The 23,728-nt window shown below is 60.5% G+C and carries 19 protein-coding genes and 1 pseudogene; 11 read left to right on the top strand and 9 right to left on the bottom strand.

What is annotated here, in order from left to right:
• From IH881_15930 to IH881_15940, 3 genes are all read left to right on the top strand, one after another.
• The coding region (locus tag IH881_15930) for a hypothetical protein (GenBank protein ID MCH7869185.1) at positions 1 to 852 on the top strand (852 nt) is incomplete at its 5' end.
• Between the two features lie 118 nt (positions 853 to 970).
• Positions 971 to 1,933, top strand: coding sequence for a glycosyltransferase family 2 protein (locus tag IH881_15935; protein ID MCH7869186.1), 963 nt, complete (start codon positions 971 to 973; stop codon positions 1,931 to 1,933).
• 76 nt (positions 1,934 to 2,009) lie between these two features.
• Complete coding sequence (locus IH881_15940; GenBank protein MCH7869187.1) at positions 2,010 to 3,128, top strand: alkaline phosphatase family protein; 1,119 nt, start codon at positions 2,010 to 2,012, stop codon at positions 3,126 to 3,128.
• Positions 3,129 to 3,173: 45 nt separating this feature from the next.
• Here the strand turns inward: IH881_15940 and IH881_15945 are convergent, their stop codons facing one another.
• Positions 3,174 to 4,469 (bottom strand): glycosyltransferase family 39 protein, encoded by a 1,296-nt coding sequence (locus IH881_15945; protein MCH7869188.1) that lies wholly within the window; start codon positions 4,467 to 4,469, stop codon positions 3,174 to 3,176.
• A 324-nt stretch (positions 4,470 to 4,793) separates the two neighbouring features.
• On the opposite strand from IH881_15945, the gene IH881_15950 reads away from it, so the two are divergent.
• Positions 4,794 to 6,296, top strand: a complete 1,503-nt coding sequence (locus IH881_15950; protein MCH7869189.1) for a DUF362 domain-containing protein — start codon at positions 4,794 to 4,796, stop codon at positions 6,294 to 6,296.
• On the top strand, positions 6,293 to 8,446 hold the full coding sequence (locus IH881_15955) for a bi-domain-containing oxidoreductase (protein ID MCH7869190.1): 2,154 nt from the start codon (positions 6,293 to 6,295) through the stop codon (positions 8,444 to 8,446). Before IH881_15950 ends, IH881_15955 begins: the two co-directional genes overlap by 4 nt.
• 7 nt (positions 8,447 to 8,453) lie before the next feature.
• Here the strand turns inward: IH881_15955 and epsI are convergent, their stop codons facing one another.
• From epsI to IH881_15985, 6 genes are all read right to left on the bottom strand, one after another.
• Entirely contained in the window at positions 8,454 to 9,104 is a 651-nt protein-coding gene (gene epsI / locus IH881_15960) for an EpsI family protein (GenBank protein MCH7869191.1), read from the bottom strand.
• Positions 9,101 to 10,009, bottom strand: a complete 909-nt coding sequence (locus IH881_15965; protein MCH7869192.1) for an exosortase/archaeosortase family protein — start codon at positions 10,007 to 10,009, stop codon at positions 9,101 to 9,103. Before IH881_15965 ends, epsI begins: the two co-directional genes overlap by 4 nt.
• On the bottom strand, positions 10,006 to 11,130 hold the full coding sequence (gene wecB / locus IH881_15970; GenBank protein MCH7869193.1) for a UDP-N-acetylglucosamine 2-epimerase (non-hydrolyzing): 1,125 nt from the start codon (positions 11,128 to 11,130) through the stop codon (positions 10,006 to 10,008). The genes IH881_15965 and wecB overlap by 4 nt, the downstream gene beginning before the upstream one ends.
• A gap of 320 nt (positions 11,131 to 11,450) precedes the next feature.
• Positions 11,451 to 12,410: an SDR family oxidoreductase gene (locus tag IH881_15975; protein MCH7869194.1), complete on the bottom strand. Its 960-nt coding sequence runs from the start codon at positions 12,408 to 12,410 to the stop codon at positions 11,451 to 11,453.
• 129 nt (positions 12,411 to 12,539) lie between these two features.
• On the bottom strand, positions 12,540 to 13,766 hold the full coding sequence (locus IH881_15980; GenBank protein ID MCH7869195.1) for a glycosyltransferase family 4 protein: 1,227 nt from the start codon (positions 13,764 to 13,766) through the stop codon (positions 12,540 to 12,542).
• Between the two features lie 22 nt (positions 13,767 to 13,788).
• On the bottom strand, positions 13,789 to 15,483 hold the full coding sequence (locus IH881_15985) for an alkaline phosphatase family protein (GenBank protein MCH7869196.1): 1,695 nt from the start codon (positions 15,481 to 15,483) through the stop codon (positions 13,789 to 13,791).
• 355 nt (positions 15,484 to 15,838) lie between these two features.
• Between IH881_15985 and rplC the strand changes: the two genes are divergently transcribed.
• The 3 genes and pseudogenes from rplC to IH881_16000 all read left to right on the top strand — a co-directional run bounded on the left by rplC (position 15,839) and on the right by IH881_16000 (position 17,345).
• A complete protein-coding gene (gene rplC / locus IH881_15990; protein MCH7869197.1) occupies positions 15,839 to 16,480 on the top strand; it encodes a 50S ribosomal protein L3 in 642 nt (213 codons plus the stop codon).
• Positions 16,481 to 16,567: 87 nt separating this feature from the next.
• Entirely contained in the window at positions 16,568 to 17,131 is a 564-nt protein-coding gene (locus IH881_15995) for an SAM-dependent methyltransferase (GenBank protein MCH7869198.1), read from the top strand.
• 109 nt (positions 17,132 to 17,240) lie between these two features.
• Positions 17,241 to 17,345, top strand: a pseudogene (locus IH881_16000) (prepilin-type N-terminal cleavage/methylation domain-containing protein).
• 428 nt (positions 17,346 to 17,773) lie between these two features.
• Here IH881_16000 and IH881_16005 read toward each other — a convergent pair.
• On the bottom strand, positions 17,774 to 18,796 hold the full coding sequence (locus IH881_16005; GenBank protein ID MCH7869199.1) for an RNA methyltransferase: 1,023 nt from the start codon (positions 18,794 to 18,796) through the stop codon (positions 17,774 to 17,776).
• A gap of 10 nt (positions 18,797 to 18,806) precedes the next feature.
• The gene (locus IH881_16010) at positions 18,807 to 19,718 is read right to left on the bottom strand and encodes a peptidyl-prolyl cis-trans isomerase (GenBank protein ID MCH7869200.1); all 912 of its coding nucleotides are present in this window, start codon (positions 19,716 to 19,718) and stop codon (positions 18,807 to 18,809) included.
• Between the two features lie 129 nt (positions 19,719 to 19,847).
• Between IH881_16010 and IH881_16015 the strand changes: the two genes are divergently transcribed.
• From IH881_16015 to IH881_16025, 3 genes are read left to right on the top strand one after another with little or no spacing between them, the layout of a single operon-like run.
• Positions 19,848 to 20,342, top strand: a complete 495-nt coding sequence (locus tag IH881_16015) for a hypothetical protein (GenBank protein ID MCH7869201.1) — start codon at positions 19,848 to 19,850, stop codon at positions 20,340 to 20,342.
• Positions 20,339 to 21,406 carry a hypothetical protein gene (locus tag IH881_16020; protein MCH7869202.1) on the top strand — a complete coding sequence of 356 codons (1,068 nt, stop codon included), beginning with the start codon at positions 20,339 to 20,341 and terminating at the stop codon, positions 21,404 to 21,406. The genes IH881_16015 and IH881_16020 overlap by 4 nt, the downstream gene beginning before the upstream one ends.
• Positions 21,403 to 23,601, top strand: a complete 2,199-nt coding sequence (locus IH881_16025) for a hypothetical protein (GenBank protein ID MCH7869203.1) — start codon at positions 21,403 to 21,405, stop codon at positions 23,599 to 23,601. Before IH881_16020 ends, IH881_16025 begins: the two co-directional genes overlap by 4 nt.
• The last annotated feature ends 127 nt before the right edge of the window (positions 23,602 to 23,728 follow it).

The following is a 23,728-nucleotide window of genomic DNA, read 5'->3' on the forward strand; positions in this document are numbered from 1 at the left end:
CCGATGGGGAATGCGCCGGAGTGTAGCGCCTATCTTTCCGACAGCGCGCAGAGCCAGGCGAACAATCCCGCCGGCGCGGTAACGGATCTGGGCGTCGAGTTGATTTTCAACATTCGCGACAAGCTTCAAGAAGTATTGCCGGGGGGCGTAGCTCCGCGCATGGGTGGGTACAACAGCGAGCCCAATCAGACCTACGGCAAGATTTTTGACTTTAACAAGCTCTACGATGATGTGGTCGACTACGCGCAGCCCGTTGTCTACAGCGATCGGCCAGAGCGACTGGGTTTGCGCCTGCGACGCATTCGCGCGCTGATGGCGCGGGGAGACATCATTCCCTGGATGGATCCGGGTACCGTCAGGGAGTACCCGAGCATCTGGGTCTACGACAAAGTGCTCGAAGTGTTCGGCTCGGGATCGCTCGGGATCGCGTGGTTTGCCTATGCGAACTTCGAGGGAGCAGATTTTTATCATGTCGCTCGCGCGATGGAAGCGGTGATCCCCGTCGAAGATGTGATCGTGGGGAGCGAGCCAATGGCGCCGATCGAAGTGCAGGGTCCGGGTGTCAGCGCGACAGGGTTGTCAAACGGCTCGCATCATCTGCTGCTGTTGAGCGACTACACCGATGGAGCGACAAGCAAGTCGACTGGGAAGGCGGAACATCGGGTGGTGGAGTTGCGGCTGCCCGTCGATGTGCAAGGAACGCTATGGGATCTCGCGCGCAAGCAGCCCCTCGGCGATGTAGACGGCCATGATCTTACGATCGAGTGGCGTCCGGGAATAGAGGGTGCGCGCACGGCGCTCTACTACGTGGGCCCAGCTCCGTTCGCAAGTGGCCGCTTCAAGATCGACTAGGGCTACCCCGCCCAAAAGCCACACCGACGCGGCGCTCCAGTCCGCGAAGATTTCACTATAGTGATGGCTTCGTGATGCCGTTTTTGAGAGGCACGCACGCGACCGGAGGCCAACGGCTATGAAGCTCATGATCCAAATTCCTTGCCTAAACGAGGAACAGACGCTTCCCGCTACATTGAAGGACATCCCGACGCAGATCGAGGGGATCGATTCGATCGAAATCGTGATCATCGACGATGGCTGCACGGATCGCACAGTTGAAATCGCGCGCGAACACGGGGTCCAGCACGTCCTGAGCTTTGCGGCCAACCGCGGGCTGGGCCATGCGTTTGCTGCGGGGATCGACTACTGCCTGCAGGCGGGCGCGGACATCATCGTCAACACCGACGGCGACAACCAATATTACGGCGGCGACATACCCAAACTTGTTGCTCCTATCCTGGCGGGCCGCGCCGAACTCGTGATCGGTGATCGGGAGCCCGCCAAAGTCAAACACTTCTCTTTTGTGAAGAAGACGCTGCAGGTCGTGGGGAGCCGGGTGATCAGCCGGCTCGCGGGGCTCGATGTGCCTGACGTCGCGAGTGGCTTCAAGGCCTACAGTCGCGAAGCCGCGATGCGGCTCGCCATGTCGACAGACTTCGACCACACCGTGGATCATGTGATCCAGGCGGGACGCAAACGCATTCCCACCGTGAGCGTCCCGATCCGGACAAACGACAAGCTCCGTGAATCGCGACTCTTTTCTGGCGTTACCCAATTCATTTTGCGCTCGCTCCAGATCGCCGTGCGGGTCTACTCGACCTACGGGGCCATGGCGATCTTTTCGACCGTAGGCTTCGCCACGATCATGGCCGGCGTCGCACTTGGCGCGCGCTTCCTCTACTTCTATTTATTCACGGAGTCCCACGACCTCCATGTGCAATCCTTGATTCTGGCCGCCATTTTGATGTTGGCGGGGTTCCAGATGGTGTTGACTGGAATCGTGGCAGATTTGATCAGCGGGAGCCGCGGGGTTCTCGAGGATGTTTCGTATCGACTGCGACGCATGGAAAAGCGTCGCGACCGCAATGATGAGGACTAGGCGCGATCGCAATCATCGCAGCCGAGGCTGAACTTCTTTTCGGAGTTCGTTCTGAAACAGACAGGAGCGCGCGATCGTGTCTCGGACACTTACGATCTTTATCGACGGACTGCCTTTCGACCAACTCGAGAAGCTCCCGTTCACACGTAATTTTGCCAGCAAGGCGAGACTGATCCCAATCCTCGGCTACAGCGTAAATTGCCAGACGGAGCTGTTCACCGGAAAACGGCCCGACGAGGTCGGGTTTTGGGGAGAGTGGACCTACGCGCCTCGAACGGCGCCGCTTCGCAGCATTCACAAGCTGCTCAAGATGATTTCGTTCGTCGAACGCTGGTACACCGGCAAACGTATCGTGCACAAAGTCATCGATCGGTTGGGCGTGGCGGGTGCGACAAAGAACATCCCACTTTCCTATCTTGGAACCTTCGAGGAGACGGGGCACTCGGTGCTGACCAAGGGCTTCGAGGGCGCTTCCCTGCTCAATCATGAGAAGCTGAAGGTCTTTCTCCACACGGAATTTCCTGTGGTTCTGCGTCGCGACGAAGACAACTTCCAGGCCGTCAAGAAATACATCGAAGAGGCGGACGATCCGGGGAGCATCCTGGCCACGTTCACTCGAATCGACGGTTGCTCCCACTGGGATGGCGTGGCCTCTGCGCCCTACGACGAACTCCTGCTAGTCCAGGATGAATACATTCGACAGCTGAGCGAAGCCTTCATGGCAAAAGTGCCGGACGGGAGCGTACTCGTGGCCTCCGATCACGGTATGACGAACGTGACGGATTACGTCTCGATTGAACTCGAAAGTGAAATTGGAGATCCCGACAAGTCTGGCTACGCCTACTTCACCGAGGGCACGATCCTTCGAGTCTGGTGTGAAGACGATACGACCCGCGAACGCATTCGAGCTTACCTGGACGGAATCCATGGCCTCGAATCCCTCGCGGACGAAGATCGCAGGGAGATGTGCATCACGCGACCGGAGTTCGGCGACCTCATCTACCACACCTTCGAGGGCTATCAGATCGTGCCCAGTTACTGGGGGCCCAAGCCATCCGTGGGTATGCATGGCTACCACCCCCGTTACCCCAGCCAGCACGGAATCTGTCTGAGCTCTCGAGAGGGAGACTTCGAGGGCAATGTTTCGGCGACCGACTTCTACAAGGTGCTGTCTCGGTATCTCGACGCTGCGTGACAGTGCGTGATGGAAGGGTCGGGGACGGCCCCGCTCTTCGTCCTATCAATTCACGAAACGGTACAAATAGACTGCAGCTCCAAATAGTCCGAGTATGCCGTAAATCGAGAACTTGAATAAAAAGCTAGTTCCACGTTGCCACCCAACCGCGGTCCAGATGAGGCAGATTGGATAGAAGAGCTGCTTGTAGCGAACGAGGCCAACATGCACGGCGCCGAGCAATAGCAGGAAGAAGATCGGAAAGATCAGCAGCGGTAATTGCAAGCGCCAGTCAGGGCCTCGGATCATGCTCCACGCGCCGATCAACAAGTGAGGCAATAAGAAGATGCTCACGAGATTCAAAAGCGATTCGAGCATCGACTGCGGGCCTTGATCGAAATTTGGCGGGAATGGCAAAATCAAGTAGGCGACGGCCGCAAAGGGAACCTTGTAGATGTCCGTCGGTCCCGTAACGCGCAACAGACGTACCAGGCCACTGCCTTCTTCGGACAGCTGGGCGCTCGAGTCCAACTTGCTCTCTGCGCGCGCCAAATAGCGACCGAGGTTGATTCTCGAATCCTCTGTTGCTGTAACCTGACTTATGATGAGGCCAATGATCGTCAAGATCGAAAGCCCGATCCCCTGCAGCAGGTTTCGATTTGCGAGCACGAAGCAAAGTACCATCACCGCGAGGAACGGAAGGACCATTCCACTGCGCAACGGGTACATGGCGAACAGGCCCACGACTACCATTGCAGTTGCTCGCTGCCATCCCGGTTCTTGTCGAAAAATGCGCACGGCGTGATAGAAGATGAACAGCGCGATCAGTTGAATCAATGGATCTTTGCGGTGATTCAATGACAGCAGGATCGGTAGGGGGAGAAACGCCTGCAGCACCGCGGCCGTGCGGGCGGTCTTTTCGTCGAAGTAAAGCCTGGTAATTCGGTAGATGTAAACCAGAGAGATGCTCACACACATGATCAAGAAAAAACGAATGATCAGCGTGTTCGGTCCAAAGATCCGGTACACGTAGGCGGTGATAATGAAGAAGCCCGGATCGAGCGCTGCCCAGCCTCCGAAGCTACGCGGGGTGTCGTAGTCGATGTCGTTGGCCATCTGGATCGCCGCCGAGTGAACCGCACCCGCGTCGAGGTGGGCGAAACCGAAGTCACCAACGGAGACCAGCCACTGGAAGTAGATGGGAACCAGGATCGCCTTCAGCAGGAATGCGCCGAGGGCGAGCCCCATCAGCCAGCCGCGCTCTTCGCGCTTGCGGACCATGTAGAAGCCCAACAGGAAAAACAGCGTGATCGCGAATCCGACAATCGAACTCAGAAACGGGGTGGCCGGGGTTTCATACAATGGAACTCACCTTCGTGTCGTCGCACTCAATGGCGCTGTTTGTCAAAATTGGAATCGCTAAAACGCGAGACCAGCTCCCCGGGAGTTCTATGTGAAGCTTACCGGAGCCCCAGCGTTTCGTTATTCGCCATGATTTAGGCGGTACTCGCCGCTGAATTGCACATCGGCGTGAGTTCGCGAATCCTGAAACGCGAATCATGCCCCCTGGGGGAAAATCGTTGGGTCGTCGCCATCCAGCGTTACGATACGTTCGGCTCCGCGCGACGTTGCGCAATCGACTGCGAGATGCGGAGCACCGGGCCGCGCAGTGGGAGAGGAGAGGTATTGATACGCGTCGGTCTTGTCCATACGAAACCATCCTATCGAGGACTGGTCCCACCCTTTGCGCCGGGCCGAGACTACCCGGAGCTCGCACAGCTCGCGGCCGCGACAGCCGACTCCGTCGCCTTCAACCATGTTTACGCGGCCGTGCGCAATGCTCTTCGCACGCTCGAACTCGATGCCGAGCACTATGGCGAGCAAAGCTGGAATCCGCTTCGCGATTTCGTACGGCCAGGGGCGGTCATCGTCTTGAAGCCCAACTTCATTCGCCATTGGAACTCCCTCGCTAGCGACGCCGGAAGCGTGGAGAGCGTCATCACCCACGGCGCTGTCTTGCGTACCATGGTTGATTACGCACTCATGGCCGCGGGTCCCGAAGGCCGGGTCATCATTGCGGAGGCGCCACAGCAGGACTGTGACTTCGATCGAATTCGCACGCTCGCGGGTCTCGACGAGCTCGTGGCCTATGTCGAGTCGCTTGGACGAAGACTCGAAATCATCGATCTGCGCCGAGAAGCGGTGGTTTTCGACGGCGGGATCATTGCCGATCGCAAGCAACTGCCGGGGGATCCGGCGGGTTATCGTGCAGTCGATCTCGGGCGCCAGAGCTTCTTTGAAGGCTCGGGCCTCGATCCCGATCGTTTTCGCGGTGCCGACTACGATCCGGGCCCCACATCGGAACACCACCGCAACGGCCGCAACGAATATCTGCTCTCTGAGACCGTGCTCTCATCCGATTTGATCGTGAACCTGCCCAAGCTCAAGACCCACAAGAAGACGGGTGTAACCCTCGCGCTAAAAAATCTCGTGGGCATCAATGGCGACAAGAACTGGCTCCCCCACCACAGCCTCGGAGCGATATCCGAAGGCGGCGACGAATTTCCGACCGAGCGCTTGATCGACAAGCTGCGCAGCCGCGCGACTGAGATCGCTCGTCCCCTGCTCGCTCGGGGCAAAGGCATCAGGTTCTTTCGGGCGATGCGCCGGGTCGAGAGTGCGACCCGGGGCGACGCGTTCATTCGAGCCGGGAACTGGCATGGAAACCGCACCACCTGGCGCATGTGCTGTGATCTCAACCGCTGCCTCTATTACAGCGACAGCACCGGGCTTTCGCTCGACCGCCCGCAACCCGTCCGGACCGTGCTCACGGTGATCGACGGCATCGTGGCGGGCGAGGGAGACGGACCGCTCGCGCCGAGCGACGTTCCCCTCGGCGTGATTGTGGCGGGAACCGACCCCGTGGCCGTAGACTTGGTCGCCGTTCGACTCATGGGATTCAACGAGCAGTTGATTCCCAAGCTGCGTGAGCCGATGAGAGATACGTACGCACGAATTACACAGGTGCGCGAACCCGAAGACGTCGAGGTTGCGGAAACCCAGGCCGAGTCTGAACGCGATCATCCAGTGGCGATTCGCCGTCTCGACGAAATCACATGCGACAGGACCTTTACTCCTCACCCAGGTTGGTTCGGGCACATCGAGTGCGACGAGCGAGAGAAAAAATGAAGCAGATTTTGCAGAGTGCGCGGAGCGGTGAACTCGAACTGGTCGAGGTCCCGGCCCCTGCGCCGGTGGCCGGCCAGGTGTTGGTCGCCAATCACTATTCCGTCGTCTCACCCGGTACTGAAAAGATGGCGCTCGATTTCGCGCGCAAGTCATTGGTCGCCAAAGCGCGCAGCCGGCCGGACCTGGTCAAGCAGGTGCTTCACAAGCTGCAACAAGAAGGTCCTCTACCGACCTATCGCGCCGTCACGACGCGTCTCGAAGCACCGCAACCCCTCGGCTACGCGTGTGCGGGGGTGGTCGTAAGCGTGGGAGAAGGAGTCCAGAAATTCGCCCCTGGCGATCGGGTTGCGTGCGCGGGCGCGGGTTACGCAAATCACGCAGAACTCGTGACCGTACCCGAAAACCTCGTGGTCCACGTACCGCGGGGACTCAGTCTCAATATTGCCGCCTATGCAACCCTTGGCGCGATCGCAATGCAGGGAGTTCGCGTTGCGGATCCGCGCCTCGGCGAAGTCGCAGCGGTAATTGGTCTGGGCCTGATCGGTCAACTCGCGGTTCAACTCCTGCGCGCTGCGGGTTGTAGGGTGCTGGCGATCGACATTGATCCCCAGCGTGTCGACGAAGCGATGGATCAAGGTGCGACCTGGGGTGCAGAGCCTGGCGATGACCACGATGCATGGAAGAACAGCGCCACCGAAGGCTTCGGTGCCGACATCAGCCTGGTCGCCGCTGCATCCGATAGTTCAGCGCCGATCCAACTCGCTGCCGATCTGTGTCGTATGAAGGGGCGCGTAGCCGTGGTGGGTGCGACCGCGATGGATCTCGATCGCCGTAGCTTTTACGACAAGGAGCTCGAACTGCGGATGAGCATGTCGTACGGACCCGGTCGCTACGACCGTCGCTACGAAGAGTTGGGTCTCGACTATCCGATTTCGTACGTGCGCTGGACCGAGAACCGCAACCTGCAGGCCTTCGTCAACCTCGCAGCCGCGGGAGACATCGACCCGGGCAACCTCGACGCAGAGATCGTGAACTTTGACGACGCCGAAAAATCATACGAAGCACTGGCCAAGGGTGAGCGCAAGAACCTCGCGATCATCTTCAAGTACGATGGTGCCCCGGATGAGCGCCGCTCCCTCGAACTCAGGCCGGCGCAGACGCGCAAAGACGGAGATCTAGGAGTCGCGTTCCTGGGTGCGGGCAACTATGCAAAGGCCCAACTTCTGCCGGCAGTCGAGAGTGCACAGAACATCCGCAGAGTAAAGATCGTGACCGCGACCGGTCCCTCGGCGCGCCGAACGTCAGAGAAATTTGACTTTGAAAGCTGCGGAACCGACCCGCAAGAGGTTTTCGCAAGCGAGGCCATCGACCTTGTATTCATCGCCACCCAACACGACACTCACGCGGCACTCGCGAGAGATGCCCTGCGCGCAGGCAAGTCGGTCTGGCTCGAAAAGCCGATTGGTCTCGATCCCAAATCAGTGAACGAACTCATCGCTACCGCGCGCGAGACCGGCGGCTTCTTGAGTGTCGGGTACAACCGCCGATTCTCTGCCCACGCCAGGAAGATTCGCGCGATCTTTGCCAAGCGCAAAGAACCCATGGCGCTCCAATACCTTATCGCCGCCGGAGCGACGCCATCGGGTACCTGGATCACCGATTCGACTACAGGCGGGGGCCGCGTCGTCGGCGAGTGCTGTCACTTCGTCGATCTATGCATCTACCTGGTGGGCCAACTGCCGGTGAGCGTGTACGCCCGCGCCCTCGGCCGCGACCCGGAACGCGACGATTCCATGGTGGCCACGATCGGCTTTGCCGATGACTCGATTGCGACGCTCCAGTATCTCGCGAGTACGAGTTCGGAACTTCCAAAGGAGCGTTTCGAAGTTTCGGCCGAAGGCAAGACCGCTATTTGCGATAATTTTCGCAGCACTCGTGTAATGGGTCAGCGGGCGTTCAAGACCGTCAATCAGGACAAGGGGCAACACGCCGCGGTACGAGAAGTCATCGAAGCCTGTCGCACCGGCGCGGGTTCTCCCATTGGACTGGAAGAACTCGCGGCGACTTCCGCGACGACCTTCGGCATGATCGAGTCCATGCGCACCGGTCTGGCAGTCGATTTGACCGAGAAGCTGCGCGCCAACGATTAGTTGGGGATTAGTTGGGAATGAAGCGAGGCAACCCGCGCGCCATCAGAGTGGCGAAGCGTCGAAAGGCTTCGTCCGCCTCCTCGAAGTTTCCTCGCTCGACCGGCATGGTAAAACGCAACAGCGAACCGTCGGTGCGGTTGCGAAATGCGCGGTCGAGGAACAGATGGCGCAGACGGTCGATGTTGGTGCCGATCACATGGCCGCGGGACTGGTACCAGAAATAAACCAGATTGCGTGCCTGTCCCTTTGCGATGACCACGCGCTTTGCTTCGCCGGGGATTCCGAAGTCCACGGGGACGATCGTAGTTTCGATGATGTCCCAACCCGATCCCGGCAGGCAGTGTTCCGGAGGGTGGATGAGCGTCGTCTTGCCCGAATCGGAACGCTCCTGTCTCTCGTGGTAGCCCGCGTAGAATGCGACATTCTGATCGAGTTCTTCGTTTACGTAATTGCAGATGATGTAATCCGTGACCCCCAAATTGTCGATGACGTCCTGCGCCATCTCCTGACGGTTCGTGCACTTCCAACCTCCGAAGTCATTCGGAAAACTGGCGAATGTCTCGCGCTCAGGGATCACATCGCCGGTGGCGAGATTGTTGTACGCGTATGAATTTGCTGCCACGAAGAGCAGCGCGATGATCAGCTTGGCAATACTCATGTCGGGGATTCCTTCAGGCGACGCATGCGCTTGATCAGCTTGGATCCCGATTCCAGTAAGCGCGCTTCTCCCAGCAGCAGAATGAACGCCATGCTGAATGTGATCATGCCCTGAAATTCATGGATTACGCCTGTGGCGGCTTCTCGGCCAAAGTGGGAGGCGAGAACTCCAGTCAGGGAAACCCTCATCGCATTGACCACGATGGCAATCGGGATGGTGGTCGCGATCAGGATCGATTGCTGGACAACTCGGCCGGCGCGAAAGAACTGCGCCAACACAACACCCAGGGTCATTAGCGCCATTAGTGATCGCAGTCCGGAGCACGCCTCGGCGACAAAAAGTTGGGTGTGGGCAAGGTGAATGATGTTGCCCTCGAGCAGCGCCGGGATGCCGAAGGACTGAAGGCTTTGCACGGCCCACCCAGCTGCGATCAGCTGCAATGGGAACGCGATGATGTTTACCAGCGACTGAGGAAGCGGAACCATCAAGAAGAGGAAAAGCATGGGGAAGAGCAAGAGATCAAATACGCGCTTTCCCGCCAGCAAGAGCACCAGCCCCATCAGGGAGAGGACGTAGCCGCCGCGCAGGGCTGTCAGCAAACCCCCGAGTTCGCCAACGCATAGCGATCCCACACCGGCGGTGAGGATCGCGATCCCCCACCAACTCCCCTCGATCTTCGCTTTGCGCAATTGCGGTGCCTTGCCGTAGGCGAAGTACAGCGCCAGCGGAACCACCAACAGGCCGTGGGAGTAGTCGGGATTGCTTCGCCAGGTGTTGAACATGTGCAAGAGAATGGGGAAATAGACGTACGTGGTGAGCGCGAGGACTCCCAAGATTGCCATCATGGTTCTTTGGCGCTGCACAGACTCGGCAGTGAAATCGGCGGTCGCCTGGTTCTGGTTCATGAGCCTGCTCGCAGGTCGCGCTCGATCACGTCGGCGATTCGCACCGCCGCCCGGCCATCCCATAGATCCGGGATCGATCCGCTCTTGGCGTTGCCGTCGAGTGCGATCCCCACCTCGCGCAAGATGACCTCGCGATCAGCGCCCACCATCGTATTGGTGCCGTGGCTGATGGTGATTGGTCGCTCGGTCGAGTCGCGCAGCGTAAAGCATGGAGTGCCGAGCACGGTGGTCTCTTCCTGGATCCCGCCCGAATCCGTGAGCACCAGCTTGGCTTGGGACATCAGGCGCAAAAAGTCGAGATAGTCCTGGGGTTCGACGACCTGGAGTTTCAGCGGTCGGCCGCCGAGGGTGTCGCGAATATTGGATGCGGTTCGAGGGTGCACGGGGAACACGATCGGCAATCGTTCATTGATTTTTTCGAGCGCTGAAAAGAGTTCAGCCAGACGCTTGGGATCGTCGACGTTACTGGGTCGATGCAAGGTCAAGAGACCGAACTCTCCGGAGACAAGGCCAAGCCTCGCAAGCGTGTCGAGTTCTTTTGCGCGTTCGAGGTTGGCGAGCAGGGTGTCGATCATCACATTGCCGACAAAGTGAATGCGCGACGGATCGACGCCTTCGCGCAACAAGTTCTTTTCGCCGTCGGGTTCGCTGGTGAAGAGCCAGCTCGAGACCACATCGGTCATCATGCGATTGAGTTCTTCCGGCATGGTACGATCGCCCGATCGCAAGCCGGCTTCTACGTGGGCGACTGGAATATGCAGCTTCACGGCGGCCAGCGTCGCGGCCAAAGTAGAATTGACATCGCCCACCACGACCACGAGATCCGGACGCTCTGCCTGGAGGACGCCCTCGAGCTTCATTAATACCTGGCCCGTCTGTTCGGCGTGAGTGCCCGAACCGACACCGAGATTGACATCAGGGGCCGGGATGCCGAGGTCGCGAAAGAAATTGTCGCTCATCTTTGCGTCGTAGTGCTGTCCGGTGTGGACGAGGAAGCTCTCGAAACTGTCGCGCGAACCGAACTCTCGCATCAGTGGAGCGATTTTCATGAAATTTGGGCGCGCGCCGGCTACGCACAACACTCGAATACGATTCTTGTTCGACCCAGCCACGCCGCTCATTGCAGCTCCCGACAATCCAGTTCACGTTCCAAGCTCGGGAGACGAACGCGTATCGTTACGTCGACCCGGATGCAGCGCCCGGCGGAAGGCCGGGAGCACAGTTTCCCACGATTCAAGCCGGAGATTATGCCAAATTCTACGCTCCGCCGTGTAGCTGAACAGCCGCTCATTATGCCTCTCAACGGCTCGCGGCGAAACACCTCTTATGTCGGCAAGGCACAGGCATCTGCGCGTGCGCTCCACGAGTTGATCGACACTTTGCAGCAAAAGCTTCAGCCTGTTCTCGCAGCCGGCGTCTCGTCCCGCATCTAGAGAAGTTTTTAACCCCGGCGCAACACATCCTCGAAGTACTCGACGGTCTTCAAGAGTCCTTCGCGCAGGGGAACCTTCGGTTCCCATCCGAGGGCTTCCTTCGCGAAACTGATGTCGGGGCAGCGCTGGGTCGGATCGTCCGAGGGGAGTGGTTCGCGCACGATCTCAGATTTCGAGGAAGTGATGTCGATGACCAGTTCCGCGAGTTCGGCGATGGTAAATTCTGCAGGATTGCCCAAGTTCACCGGTCCAGTGACGTCCTCCGGCGTATCCATGAATCGCAAGAAACCGTCGATCAGATCGTCCACGTAGCAAAATGATCGGGTCTGGCTGCCGTCTCCATAGATCGTGATCGGCTGATCGGTGAGCGCCTGCATGATGAAGTTGGAGACCACGCGGCCGTCGTTGGGATGCATGTGTGGGCCGTAGGTGTTGAAGATGCGCGCGACCTTGATGGAAAGCTGGCACTGCCTCCAGTAATCGAAGAAGAGCGTCTCGGCGCAACGCTTTCCCTCGTCGTAACAAGAACGGATCCCAATCGGATTCACGTGGCCCCAGTAGTCTTCCCTTTGAGGGTGGACCTGGGGGTCACCGTAGACCTCACTGGTGGATGCTTGAAAAATGCGGGCCCCCAGACGCTTCGCAAGGCCGAGAAGGTTGATGGCACCATGGACGCTCGTCTTCGTCGTCGCAACGGGATTATTCTGGTAGTGGACAGGTGACGCCGGGCAGGCGAGGTTGAAAATTTCGTCCACCTCGACGTAGAGCGGAAACGTGACGTCGTGCCGCATGATCTCGAAGCGTGGATTCTCGACGAGATGCGCCACGTTCTCCCTCGAGCCCGTGTAGAAGTTGTCCACGCAGAGCACTTCGTTGTCGCCATGCAACAGCTGCTCGCACAAGTGCGAGCCGAGAAAGCCTGCGCCTCCGGTGACCAAAACGCGCTTGCGCCTGAAATTCTTGACCATGCGTTGGGACCTTTTTAATGGGCAGCCCAGTATAAGGAATTTTCTGCTGAGACGGGCCGCGCAAACCATGCGACGGGAGAACAGCCGTGAAGACCGAAAAATCCCCCACCTTCATTGGATCGGCTTGAATTATCGTCGAGTTGAGTAATCGGCGACAATGGTCTCCGCAAAGCTGCGGGTCTTCTGCGCGAGTCGCGCCCATGAATGAACGTCCCTGAGCAGCAGCCCCGATCCACGTCCGAGAGACGCCCTCAGGTCTTCTCGACGCGCCAGCGTACAGAGTGCTTCCGCCAATTCGTTTCCACCGGCTTCGGATCCGAGCAACCAGGCGTTGTGCATGTGCTCGAACCCGGGGGCCACGCGCTCGTAGGCGACGATCGGCTTCTGGGCTTCCATGTAATTGAGCAACTTTATGGGGAAGCCGCCCCGCCGGCGTCGGCTCAACACGACGCTCTGCGCCCCAGCGATGAGAGCCCGGACCTCCGAATAGTCCTGGACTTCGACGCACTGAAGGCGATCGTGTCCCGCGATGATCTGGGGGATACGACTCGCGTCATGAGTCGCGATCACGATGCGTTGCAGATTGCTGGGCGCCTGATGCGACAGGCGTTGGGCCGCGCCCGCCAGAATGTGCAGGTCCTGGTAGCCATCGAGGTTGCCGCAGTAGAGCGCGTAGCATTCGGGAACGAGCGCATGACGGTCACAAACCGCGGCGATCTGTGGTGCATCGGGTGGTCGCGCGGGGTCGAGACCCGGCGGGATGATTTCGATGGGCCCACGAGCATACGGCGCGAGGACACGTTCCGCGTCTTCGCAGAGCACGATGATGCCATCGACTCGCCGCGCGATAAATCGGTCGATCGCCAGGCCGATCCTGCACAGTGGACTCTCCCAACGCCTCGCGGCGTAGGCCGCGAGTTCATAGCGGAGAATCGTGTGCGCGATGTAGATCACGGGCGTGCCGGTAAAGGGCCGCGCGGCGAGGCCAATGATCGCCGCTTCGACGTTGTGCGCCAGCACGACATCGAAACGACGCTCGCGATGGGCATGGACAAAGCTTTGGAGTAGTGCTGCGTCCGCGGGAATCTTCGCGAGTGTCGGACCGGATCGCATGATCCTGGGCGAAAGCCAACCCGGCGACGGGACCAGGTCGAGGTCCCGGGGCGTGGCTCCAATGCCCGATCCATAGGTAAAGAGGCTCACATCGACCCCTGCCCCCATCAGTGCCCGGGTGTGATCGGTTGCATAAACCTGAGAGCCTTGGGGATAGGGAAAGGGGAATGCGCCCAGCACCGCGGCCCGCATCGCACGAGCTTGCACCTCTGCGCCGAGTTCGTCCTGGGTTTCGATAGTCATCGGGCTCGCGGTCGCCGGCTATTCATTCCAGGTATCCGAGGGCGTGCAGGCGTTCGGCCACGATCGCCTCCTCCTCGGCAGAATAGGGCCGCGGCCGCAGGAGCATTGACGTTCCATCGGCGTCCCCTTCGCTTGCTTCCCACTCGATCCCCATTGCGGCGAGTAGTGTCGGGGCCATGTCGACGAGTCGAGGCCGCGCAGTCGTGCGCTCTTGCGAATCCGATTGTTCGGCCCCGACCCCGATCAAAATTCCATCGGGGCGGTGCGTGCCATTCATCCCCAACCCCCGGCCTCCGGCCAGTTCAGTGTCGTCGAGTCTCGACACCGGAGCTGCCTTCTCGTCGTTGTCCCACCGACTCGCCACGAGCGAGAGTCCATAGCCCTTGTCGAGGGCCAACTCGACGGCGATGTCCGGCGCCCGAGACACGAACGGTCCGCTGTAAAGCTCTTCTCGGCGCACGGCCCGGGCGACCACCGGCCCGCCGTCAGGTAGCCGCCATGCCTGCAGGGCCTCGATCACCCGATCGCGAACCTTTTCGTAGTCTTCGGGAGCCACGCATCCCTGGGCTTCTCGCCCACGAAGGTTTATCCACACACCAGGATTCGTATTCGCCTCCTCGGAGAAGGCCTGCGTCCGATTCCAGTTGAATCCGCCGAACCGGGCCCCGCTCTCGACCCGGGCCGCGGCCGCCCGGGCCCGGCGAAACAGAATCTGGGCGATTCCCGAGGGAACGAAGCGCAGCAGGCCGTCTCTCAGGCGCCGCGCGGCATGATCGGTCGAGAGTCCCCGATTCGCCTTGCGCTCGAGCAGTCCGCATTCGGCCAGGTAACGGTTCAGGTGAACTACGTAGCGGCTGGCCCCCCCCATCCCGTGGTCGGACATCACGACGCAGAGCGCTTCGTCGCCAAAGGCGTGTTGGATGCGACCGCAGGCTTCGTCGAGTTTGCTGTAGATCGCTTCGATGGAGCTGCGCGCGAGTTCGTCCGCTGCGGGGTCGTGGCGCGGCGAAGCCGGATCGTGATGTCTCCAGAAGTGATGCCCCACGGTGTCGCTCTCCGAGAAAACCACCATCATGAAATCGAGTGAACCCCCGACGCGCATCTCATCGATACCGGCGAGCGCGAAGCGAGTCTTGCGTTCGATGCGGTCGAGCAAGTGTGCGCGAGTCCGGTCGAGCGAAGCACCTCCACTCTCCTTCATCGCGGGTCGCATCCAAGGTCCAGCCTTGTGTTCGATGCGGTGATAGAGATCCGGATCGTTGGTGGCGGCGGCATCACTCCCGGTGGAAACCGGCGCATCGAATCCCGGAACCAACAAGCCGTTGAGCGGTTCCGGCGGAAACGTCGCCGGTACTCCGAGCACGAGTACTCGACCGCCGGCTTTTGAAACCCGAGAAAACAGCGAAGTCCCCCGGCGATCGGTCGCGTTGACGAAGCGAATCCGATAGCTCCCCGATAGCTTTTGCGTAAAGTCGAACAACCCGTGCCGCCCCGGCTCGAGACCGGTCATGAAGGACGACCAGGCGGGAAAGGTCACCGGTGGGGTCGTGGAACGCAGTGGCGCCCAGGCGCCACGTTCCATCATTCGGGCGAGGTTCGGCAGCTGGCCGGCGGCCACCATGGGGTGGATCACGTCGAAGGTTGCACCGTCCAAGCCCAGTACCAGCAGGGGCGAAATTTGGCGTTCCCGCCCCGTTTCAGTGGTCGCATTGCTCATCCGTTGGGACCTCGGTTCTGTGTCTTGGCTCTTTGGCCTGGGATCCACCAACCCCGCGCTGAGAACCTACGATAGCCGCGCGCACCCTTCTCGCGGCCCCCAGAGCGGCCTGGGCTCAGAATCGCGTCCCATTTCACCACTATGCGAACACGTACTCAATTTGATCCATTGCCCTGCTGCGGGCTCGACAGTCGGCGTCGCCACTTCTATATTACGCCGCCTCGTGGCGTCGCGATCCCCTCGTGGCCACAGGACAGAAAATCGGGGAGGGTCGGCCGAAATCGGTTCGCCCACACCCCATCAGCTCGCGACGAGCGCCCAACCGGCGGTCCAATCCGAGTAGTGGAGAACCAACGTGGCGATCGAACTTCTTTGCCGAAAGCTCGGCATGACTCAACTGTTCTTGGATTCGGGAGAGTGTGTTCCCGTTACGGTGCTCGAAGCCGCACCCAATCTCGTGGTCGATAAAAAGACAATGGAGCGCGACAAATACAGCGCACTCCAACTCGGCGTGGGTGATCGCAAGGAGAGTCGCTTCGGCAAGGCCGAAGCCGGTCACTTCAAAGCCCACGACCTCACGCCCAAGGCCTTGCTTCGCGAGTGCCGAGTCACGACCGAAGAGGCGGCGGGATTCGAGATCGGCCAGGAGATCGACAGCTCGATTTTTGACGAGGGACAGAAGGTCGATGTCATCGGGATTTCGAAGGGCCGCGGATTCGCGGGCGTGGTCAAGCGCCACGGCATGAAGGTCAAGCGGCGCACCCACGGTACCCACGAAGCATTTCGACACGCGGGTTCGATCGGTGCCGGTTCGACGCCTGGCCACGTCGTCAAAGGCTTGCCCATGTGTGGTCATATGGGCAATGCGCGCATTACGACGAAGAACCTGACGATCGTCAAGATCGACGCCGAAAAGCATCTCCTCTACGTGCGCGGTGGCGTCCCGGGTCACATCGACGGGTATGTGAGCGTGCGCGACGCGCTATCGGGAAAGTAGGAACCCGTTTCCAACTACGACCGCAAAGATCACTTCTACCAACGCGCCAAGCGCGAGGGGTATCGATCGCGTGCGGCCTACAAGCTGTTGGAATTTCACCGTAGCCACCAATTGCTCCGTCGGGGTCGCAAGATTGTCGATCTGGGCTGTTGGCCCGGAGGCTGGCTCCAGGTGGCGTCAAAGTGCGTGGGTCCCAGGGGACGCGTGGTGGGCGTGGACAAGGTCGCGATCGACCCCCCGCTCGAACTTCCCAATTGCGAGACGATGGTGGGCGATCTCGAAGAGCCGGGAGTTTGCGAACAAGTTCTCACTCTTCTCGGGAGCCGGGCCGACATGCTGCTCTCAGATGCCGCGCCGAAGCTGACTGGGGTCCGGGCGGTCGATCGAGCCCTCGAAGAACGCATCCTCGAAGCGATTGAGCAGCAAATTCCCCTTCTACTCCGGGAGGGTGGGGATCTCTTGATGAAGATCCTCGACGGACCGGAAGCCCAGGTGATCGACCGCCGGATTCGCGTGATGTTCAAGAAGGCCAAAACCGTGAAATCCAAAGCGACCCGCAAGGGCAGCACCGAGCGCTATCTGTACGCTTGTGGTTATCGCGGCATCCCAGCGGCTGCGCCCCCCGCCCCGGATTCCAGCCCCGAAGCCTGAGTGCGTGCCGTCGTGCAATTTGCAAGAACAGCTCCCTTTTCTCGACGATTCCACCGATGTTGGAGAAGGTAGTTCTACTGCGATAGCCATACGCCTGCGGAGTCTGGAAATGTTGCTTTGTGCCCGAAGGAGAATATCCGGGTTCACGTTGATCGAACTGATGATCGTGGTGGCGATCATTGGTTTGTTGGCGGCGGTTGCGCTGCCCAATTACTCGACATTCCAACTGAAAACCAAGACCGGCGAGGTGAAGTCAAATCTGGCTGCGATCGTTACGGCCGAAGAAGCCTATTTTGCGGAGTTTGGTCGTTACCTCGCGGCAGCTCCCGAGCCGGCCATCATCCCGGGCACGCACCAGACGGATTTTTCATACGGCGCCGCTGGTTTCAATGTTCTGGGCTTTGTGCCCGAAGGACGCGTCTACTTTTCCTACGGAGTCGCGATCACGGCAACGGCCGCAACGCTGGGGTACTCCGTCGACGCGGGTGCGGACATCGACGGCAATGGCGTCAATCAGTATTGGGCGTACGTAAAAGAGTCATCCGACGGAAATCGCGCAACTGCGAGCGTGGGTTGTGATGTGTCCGCGGTGGGGCTCAATTCGATCGTTCCCTGCACATCCGAGGCGGGTCGCAGCGTCTTCTAGCGACCGCCCTGGTTCGCTACCGGTGGGCGATTCGCCCAGGCGAGATACTCGACTTCTTTTTGACGATCACCGCGGGCGAGCATTGAGTACCAGGCCGGACGTAGTGCACCCAGGTCCGCCTCTGACAACGGCTCGCGCAGCTTGCTCTCCCGCATGCGTCGATCCAACGCATAGATGGAGATCGCGGTGGCAACCGAAACGTTGATGTAGGCGGTGAAGCCACTGTTGGGCAGGTAGAAGAGGCCGTCGGCGGATTCGCGTACCTCTGCGCTGACGCCGCGCTGTTCGCTGCCGAACACCAGCGCCGTCGGTCCGAGCAAGGGGACCGCTTCGACTTCCACAGCGTCTTCTCCAAAATCTGCGGCGAGGATCCGATAGCCGCGCTGCCGCAACGCCTCGATCGCGCTCGTGCCGTCGTTGTGCCAGAAAATGTCGACCCAGCGTTCAGCTCGGGTAGTGAGGGTGCGTTCGAGTGCTGGCTTGCCCAGGCGATTGATGATGTGGATTTCTTGCAGGCCGAGCGCTTCGGCGCTTCGCACGATGGCCGAGATGTTGCGCGTGTTGACGAGATGGTCGAGCACGATCACGAGCGACCGGGTGCGATCCTGCAATGCTCGCTCAGCCGCGACGATGCGTGCGGGTGCTACCGCGCCCTCCGGGATCTCCAGGTTTTCGATTTCGCGCACAATATCTTTGCGCACAACACCGCGGCTCACCGAGGTCTGGACGTCCCCCTCTTCATCCGGTCGCCAGGCTCGGCCCACAAAGCCCGGGGTCTCGAGGTCGTGCAGAGATTCGAGGCGGTGTGCTGCTTCGAGCAATTCGCGAAAAAACGGGATGTCGAGTGCGCGACGGACGATCTCCAGGTCTGCGCTGTCTCGCTTTGCGCCCTTCCAGGTTCCGCGCTCGTAGGCGGAGGCGAGGATTCCTTCGACTTCCTGCAGGTGTTGCCCTGCAACCCGCATCGCCTCTTCGAGTTCTTCCATATAGCCGTGCCAGCGACCCCAACGCGAGCGCATAGAACCTCCCCTACTCGAATTCTTTTGCGATCTGTATCTCCGCTCGGGCGCGCAACTCATCGAGGTAGTCTCGCAGTGCGCGGTCCCCCAGGCGCCGTCGCCAATCGACCTCTACCTGATCGCGAATCTCCGAAAGCTGCGGCGTCCTGGCGGGTTCCCGGTCGACCAACTGCACGATGCTCATGGCACTGCCCGAGTGTATGGGCTCGCTCCAATCGCCGACTTCGAGCGCGGAAATTGTGCGCACCAGCGTGGGACCCACATACTCGCGGAGCTTCACGGCGGGCAGCAGCGTGTCGGGGATCGGCGAAACTTCGAAGTCCCCCAACTCGGCCTTCACTGCCTCATAGGCGTCGCCCGACGCGAGACGCGTGTAGGCATTTTGGGCTCGTGCTTGCGCCGAGGCGCGCGCGGAAGCTCCGTCTCCAGGGGCGGGGTTGCGGAAATAGATCTGTCGAGCGCGCAGGCGTTCGGGGCGAGTGAAGTATTCCTTGTTCTCGGCGAAGAAGACTTCGAGATCATCGGGGCTCGGGGTTTTGTCTGCGACGTCGTTGACCACGGATGCGATCACACTCGACGTGAGGTCCGCCCGCACCTTGCGATCGAGTTGAACAAGGCCCAGGTCGAGCGCGCGCTGGATCAAAAGTTCTTCTTCGATCATCCGATCGAGCACGCGTTTGCGCGCTCGGTCGACATCGGGCGTCCGCATGTCTTTGATCACGGCGGCCAACAGCCGTTCGAAGTCTTCGCTGCGAATCGGCGTACCGTTGACCCGAGCGACCGCGCCCTCCGGCAGTCGCGCACCCGCGGCGTCCCCGAGCAGTCCCCAGGCGGCGAGCGCGAGTCCCAACCCGGCACCGATGGCGAGCAACGTGGTGCTGCTTTTCTTTCGACCGGAATCTGGCTGGAAGGGATCGGGCACAGTCGTCCTCGTTTCACATCTAAATAGAAAGTAGCGAGAACGAGAAGTTTCGCGGATTCTGAAATTTCTGCACATGAGTTGCGCACGAACTGCTCAAGCGTGATGGCTTTTGCGCCGTTGATGTCGCACATGTCTGCCAATACTGGAAATGCCCCGGCGTGGTTGTTTTCCTTTCTCGACCTCGCATTTTTGCTTTTGATCGCCGTGCTCCTCGCGGCCGATCGTGACCAGGTTTCGGCACCGGACCTCGCGGCGATGGAACTTCCGGAGATCCAGCGATCGAATACGGACTCGCTGCAGCTCGGGTCCGAAGCTCCATGGCAGCTGCGAATCCATCCACGGCGCGCGGCGGAAGATCTGGCAGCGTTCTCATTGGTCAACGGCCAACCGGCCGACGAAGTGCGGATCGCATCCCGCGAGCTCAAGCTGGCCCTCGCAGGGCTGCATGGTCGGTCGGGCGCAAAGCCGTTGTTGGCGCCCCATCGCGATTCGCGTTCCGAAGATTTCCTCACGGCGCTCGGATTCGTGCAGGAAGTCTGGCCCGCGACCCACACCGCCGCCGTGCGTCCCATCGCGCAAGCGCCAGCAGTCTCCGCGGCGCCGATTGCGATCGAGTCGCCGTGAATAACTTGTCGCTTCGCATTTCCTACGGACGAGGTGCCGCGCGGCTGCTGGTACCGCTGCCCGAACTTCCCTTGGAGACGGTGCCACCGCGTTTCGGGCGAGAGGTCGTGTCCGCGCTAGCACCTCTCTATCTCGCACTCTTGCTGCCCCTGTGTGCATTGATGCTGAAGATGAATGCTTCGCTGCCCGCGGCCCCGTCGATCATTCAGTTGACCGAATACGAGAACTTCGACGCCGCGCTCCCAGAGACTCGGGAGATCACTGAGATCGCAGCCGAGTCACCGCCACCCATGGAAACTGCTTCGAAGCTACAACCCGAACGGATTGCGGATGCAGGGCCACCCGCGCCGAATCCGCAAGCCCTGGCACCCGCCCCAACGCGGCAGGCCCTGGCCGGCATCGAGATGGATCAGCTGGAGATCGTGCGATCCGCACCGGGCTCGGCGACACGCGTGCGCGTCACGTCGCTCACGGAACCCCGCCGCGCAGGTCTTGCGGCTACCGATTTCGCACCGGTTGAAACGGACGCGCCACCGCCGTCGCTTCTCGCCGCTCAAACCACGGGAGCAGTTGCCCTGCCGGCGGTGTCGCTCCCGGGTCCGAGGTCGGCTTCGGCTGCGATCCCAGTGGAGTCACTCGACGGTGTAGACGCGCTTCACGTCAGCCAGGCGATTTTCATACCCATTGCTCCCGCGATCCCCCAACTCGCTGAATCGCAAAGTCCGGACGCCCTCGTACCGAGCCTTGCCGAGGTTGGGAACCGTGATGCGGACGGCGGGTTCCAGTCGCAGCGACTGGACGGAGTACCGCTCGAGTCCCTCGCAGCATGCCGCTCACGAGAACGCGAAGACGGACTCAAGCAGGAACTGATGCTCGTAGTCACCAGCGGAACCCGGTGCACCGGGCTCGGGGGAACCTACAGCTTTCTCGAAACGAAGAACCTCAATGCCTTTCTCCTCCGGGTCGCGCGCGACTCGGAGCGAGATCTTGGCAATCGATGTGACGAGCTGATGCGGGCACAAGTGTGTGTCGAAGCGCAGCGCGGCGCGGGAGTCCTGCAATGACCAAACCAATCTTCAACGCAACCGTCGCGGCGCTCGCCATTGCGCTCGTCTGCAGCTTCAATATGAGTGCACCCAGTGCCTCCGCTGCGCCAGGGTCCGCGGCGCCCTCCTGGGCCGCCTATCTCGATCACGCCTATGTGTATTCGTCGGCCAGGCCCGAAGCACTGCGCGCGCGACTGGCCGGATACGGTCGCGACGTGGGCGTGACGCTCTCGGACTACATCGCGGAGCGCTACGGAGACAAGTCTCTCGAACACAGCGAAGACGAGCAACGGCGCATGGCGATCGCATACTTGCTCGACTACCTGGCGAACGGCGAAGCGGAAAACATTCGCGAATCGTTGCACGCGATCGAAGGGCTGACGAGTCGGCTCGAGCGACACGAGAACCGCTACTGGTACTACTACATTCGCGCCCACCAGGCCCTGCATCTCGGTGACGTCGCGCGCTTCAACGAAGAGATCTTCAACCTCTGGAACAAGGTGGTGGCCGAACTCGAAAGCCCGTTCTCGACCTACCAGGCCCTGTCCCTCGGTGGGTCCGCGAATTCGGGCTTCGTCACGACCCTGCCATATCTCTACGAGAACATCGCCCGCATCGTCTTGATCCGCAGCCAATCCCTGGGAATCGACCAGAGTCTCGACGCATTGACGAGCATTGTCTTCATGCTGTCAGACGGCCGAGTGGGAAGCGTACCCGAGATCATTGCCCGACGTCATTCGTCGGTCGAGTATCTCGATCATATCGTCAATCGCCTGCGCGGATCCGAATCGGACGGCGGTAGCCTCACGTTTACCTTGGCCCTGGTCGAGGCCGAGAAGGCCCACCATGAGGCGAGCAAACTGCTCGCCGAGGAAGGCTTCAGTCAAAATACGATCGACGCGACCCGGGTTGCGATGGGGGCGTATCAGAAGGCCTTGCGCCACGCCGTCACATTGCAGGGTCAGAGCGCGGTCTATGTCCGGGTGCTGCGGGAGATGGGAGAGATCTACGCAGCCAGTCAGCGCCTGGGTGCTGCGCCCGAACTCGAACTTCCGTTTGGTGTCGAAGAGGCAGTCGAGGTCTATGGGGCGTTGAATCGCGATCACCGAGGCGATTGGCAGCGCCATGGCTTCCAGGATCTCACGCGCGAAGACTACACCCGAACCATGCACGAACTCTGGCGTGAGATTCAGGAGGTGAGTCTTAACGCCGCCGAATACGAACTCAGCCGCAGTGCGACCAGCGGCGAGATCGAGAGCGAACACATCAACGCGGCGCTCGGGCGCTACGGCGACTTCCTCGCCATGTTCAGAAAGTTTGCGACTCCCGAATCTGCCGAAGCCGTGCCCGATTCGGCCTACTTCGGCGCGCACCTTGCGCATCGAGGCATTGGTGCCGCGGTGTTGCGATTCAATGCCCACAATCCGACCGCCGAGCAGATCGAACTGGCGATCGAACAATTCACCCAGGCGATCGACCTCTACCCATTTGACCGACACCTTTGGAGCTTTCTCGCCACCACCCTCGAACGTACCGGCCGCGAAGCATACTTTTTGGAAATCGTGAAGCCGACGGCCCAGAAGGTGAGTCGCTCGACCTACGTCGACCGCTGGGTCCGCGCCCACGAGGTTCGCGCACTCGAGATCGGCGCGTTCCGCAACGCATTGGGAAACGATCTGGCGATCATGTACTTCGGGTTTACCGATGATCGCAGTCTCGCCGAGCTACAGCAGGATCTGGCGACTCTGCGCGGCCAGCGCAGCGATGTGGAAGAGCAAGTCGCAACACTGTCGGGTCAACGAGAAGTGCTGGTGGCGAAGCGCAGCGAGATTCTGCGAACGAGCGAAGACTTTACCTCCGAGTTGCCCGCAGTCTCGGGTGCGCCTCCCGGAGAAGAGACCGGGTTCATCAGCGATATCGACAGCCAACTGCGAGTGCTCGCGGAGGAGCGCGATCGACTCGACGGCCAGTTGCTGGGTCGCGCCAAGGCGCTCTCTCTCTACGAAGAAGCGCTCGCGGGTGACGGCTTTCTCGAACAACTCGCCTCCCAGCGCGATCAACCCGTTCACGCCCTGGTGCGAAGGCTCTTCTACGAGGACGAATCCGAATCGCGCTTCGGAGATCGCACGTTCGTGAAGAGTGTGCCGCGCGAATCCTGGGACGGCTCTTCCAGCCGAGTTGGCCGCCCCGCATATGACAGGAGACAACCCTGATGAAAATCTGGACGCGCAAACAATTCAAGCGACAGTTCGATCCGCAGTTCAATCAAGAACAACCCAAGCGAGTCCGCAAGAGCCCTGCATGGATCGTGGCGCTAGCCCTTGCGCCCGTGCTCGGCGC

This window comes from Myxococcales bacterium, from assembly GCA_022563535.1.
Classification (GTDB): Bacteria; Myxococcota_A; UBA9160; order UBA9160; family UBA4427; genus DUBZ01.